General features: G+C 65.6%; 2 protein-coding genes. One reads left to right on the forward strand and one right to left on the reverse strand.

The window, feature by feature from the left end:
* Window positions 1–1,321 (forward strand): molecular chaperone HtpG (gene htpG / locus EOA75_RS31525; protein ID WP_127326031.1); only part of this gene is annotated, 1,321 nt, incomplete at its 5' end.
* 160 nt (window positions 1,322–1,481) lie between these two features.
* Here htpG and EOA75_RS31530 read toward each other — a convergent pair.
* Window positions 1,482–2,764 (reverse strand): ABC-F family ATP-binding cassette domain-containing protein (locus EOA75_RS31530; RefSeq protein ID WP_164747704.1); only part of this gene is annotated, 1,283 nt, incomplete at its 5' end.

Consider the following 2,764-nt stretch of genomic DNA (forward strand, 5'->3'; position numbering starts at 1 on the left):
TTCCTACACCACGCCTTACCGGCTCGAAGGGCTGGCGAAGTCGCAGTCCGGCCACGTGCCGGTGCCGATCACGCTTGTTGAGAAGCCGGGCGCCGAGCCGCGCGATGTCGCCGACGGCACGGCGCTCTGGGTGAGGCCGAAGAGCGACATAAAGCCCGAGGAATATACCGACTTCTACCGCAGCATCGCCGGCCAGTATGACGAGCCGGCCGCCACCATCCACTTCCGCGCCGAGGGTCGGCACGAATACAGCGCGCTTGCCTTCGTGCCGGGCTCGCGTCCGTTCGATCTCTTCGACCAGGACCGCAAGGGTCGTATGAAGCTCTACGTGCGGCGCGTCTTCATCACCGACGATGCCGACGTGTTGCCGCGCTATCTGCGCTTCGTGCGCGGCCTGGTCGATTCCGCCGATCTGCCGCTCAACGTCTCGCGCGAGATGATCCAGGAAAGCCCGCTGCTCGCCGCGATCCGCAAGGGTGTCACCAACCGCGTCCTCGGCGATCTTGGCAAACTCGCCGATAACGATGCCGAGGCCTACGCCAAGATCTGGGAGAATTTCGGCGGCGTGCTCAAGGAAGGCATCTACGAGGACTACGAGCGGCGCGAGCAGCTGCTGAAGCTCGCCCGCTTCCGCTCGACCGCTTCCGGCGAGACGCTGCGCAGCCTGGCCGATTATGTCGCCGCGATGAAGGAAGGGCAGAAGGCGATCTTCTTCATGGCCGGGGAAGACCGCGCCCGGCTCGAGGTCTCGCCGCAGCTCGAAGGGTTCCGGGCGCGCGGCATCGAAGTGCTGCTTTTGACCGATCCGGTCGACAGTTTCTGGACGACGATGGCGCCGGAATTCGACGGCAAGCCGTTCAAATCGGTGACGCAGGGCGCGGCCGAACTGTCGGAGATCCCGCTGCTCGACACCGCGTCCAAGCCGGATGCCGAAATCTCGTCCGAAATCGCGACCTTCCTGGCCTTCGTGAAGACGGCGCTGGGAGACGAGGTCTCGGACGTGAAGGCCTCCGACCGCCTGACCGAAAGCGCGGTCTGCCTGGTCGCACCGGAGCACGGTCCCGACCGCCAGTTCGAGCGGCTGCTCAACGCCGCCGGCCGCCTCGACAAGGCGGCCAAGCCGATCCTCGAGATCAACCCGCGGCACGAGCGCGTCACGGCGCTGGCGAAGCTCGGCGACGGCGAGCGCGCTTTCAAGGAAGACGCCGCGCATCTGCTTTACGACGAGGCGCGCGTGCTGGACGGCGACAAGCCAGCCGATGCCAGGGCGTTTTCGGCGCGGCTTGCTCGCCTGATCGAGCGCGGTTTGGCGAGGGAGTAGTGGGGGCGTTGGGCGCCTCACGGAGCCCGGATCCTGCCGTGACTTCTCACGAGGAGGCGGCGCAAGGGTGAGATCGGTCGCGATCCTTCGCGCCCCCCTCTGTCCTGCCGACGGGTCAAGGCTTCTCCACGCTACTACGCTCGGAGGTCAGAGCGCCGCCCTACCCCCTCAGCCCCGGTGCCTCTTGCCCCGTCCTGGCGACATATTCCGTATAGCCGCCGCCATAGGTGTGGATGCCATCCGGCGTGAGCTCCAGCACGCGGTTCGATAGTGCGGACAGGAAATGGCGGTCGTGCGAGACGAACAGCATCGTGCCTTCATATTGCGCCAGCGCCTCGATCAGCATCTGCTTGGTCGCCATGTCGAGGTGGTTGGTCGGCTCGTCGAGCACCAGAAGGTTCGGCGGATCGAACAGCATCAGCGCCATGACCAGCCTTGCCTTCTCGCCGCCCGAGAGCACGCGGCACTTCTTCTCGATCTCGTCGCCGGAAAAGCCGAAGCAGCCGGCTAAAGCCCTGAGCGGCGCCTGGCCGGCCTGCGGGAAATTGTCTTCCAGCGTCTGAAACACGGTGCGCTCGCCGTCGAGCAGCTCCATGGCGTGCTGGGCGAAATAGCCCATCTTGACGCTCGGACCGCGCGCCACCGAGCCCTCATCTGGCTCGGAGGCACCGGCCACCAACTTCAAAAGCGTCGACTTGCCGGCGCCGTTGACGCCCATCACGCACCAGCGCTCGCGGCGGCGGATCTGGAAGTCGAGGCCGGCATAGATCGAGCGGCTGCCATAGGATTTGTGGATGCCCTTCAGCGTCGCCACGTCCTCGCCGCAGCGCGGCGCAGGCTGGAACTCGAAGGCCATCGTCTGGCGACGCTTGGGCGGCTCGACGCGGTCGATCTTGTCGAGCTTCTTCACCCGGCTCTGCACCTGGGCGGCGTGCGAGGCGCGCGCCTTGAAGCGCTCGATGAAGGCGATCTCCTTGGCAAGCATCGCCTGCTGGCGGTCGAACTGCGCCTGCAGCTGCTTGTCGGCCAGCGCCCGCTGCTCCTGGTAGAATTCGTAATTGCCGGAATAGGAGGTGAGCGCGCCGGCGTCGATCTCGATCACCTTCGAAACGATGCGGTTCATGAACTCGCGGTCATGCGAGGTCATCAGCAGCGCGCCGTCATAGTCCTTGAGGAATTTCTCCAGCCAGATCAGGCTCTCAAGATCGAGATGGTTGCTCGGCTCGTCGAGCAGCATGACGTCGGGCCGCATCAGCAGGATACGGGCGAGCGCGACGCGCATCTTCCAGCCGCCGGAGAGTTTTGCAACGTCGCCGTCCATCATCTCCTGGGAGAAGCCGAGGCCGTCGAGCACCTCGCGGGCGCGGCCGTCGAGCGCATAGCCGTCGAGTTCCTCGAAGCGGTGCTGCAACTCGCCATAGCGCTCGATGATCGCGTCCATCT

It is taken from the genome of Mesorhizobium sp. M1A.F.Ca.IN.022.07.1.1 (assembly GCF_003997575.1).
Taxonomy (GTDB): domain Bacteria; phylum Pseudomonadota; class Alphaproteobacteria; order Rhizobiales; family Rhizobiaceae; genus Mesorhizobium.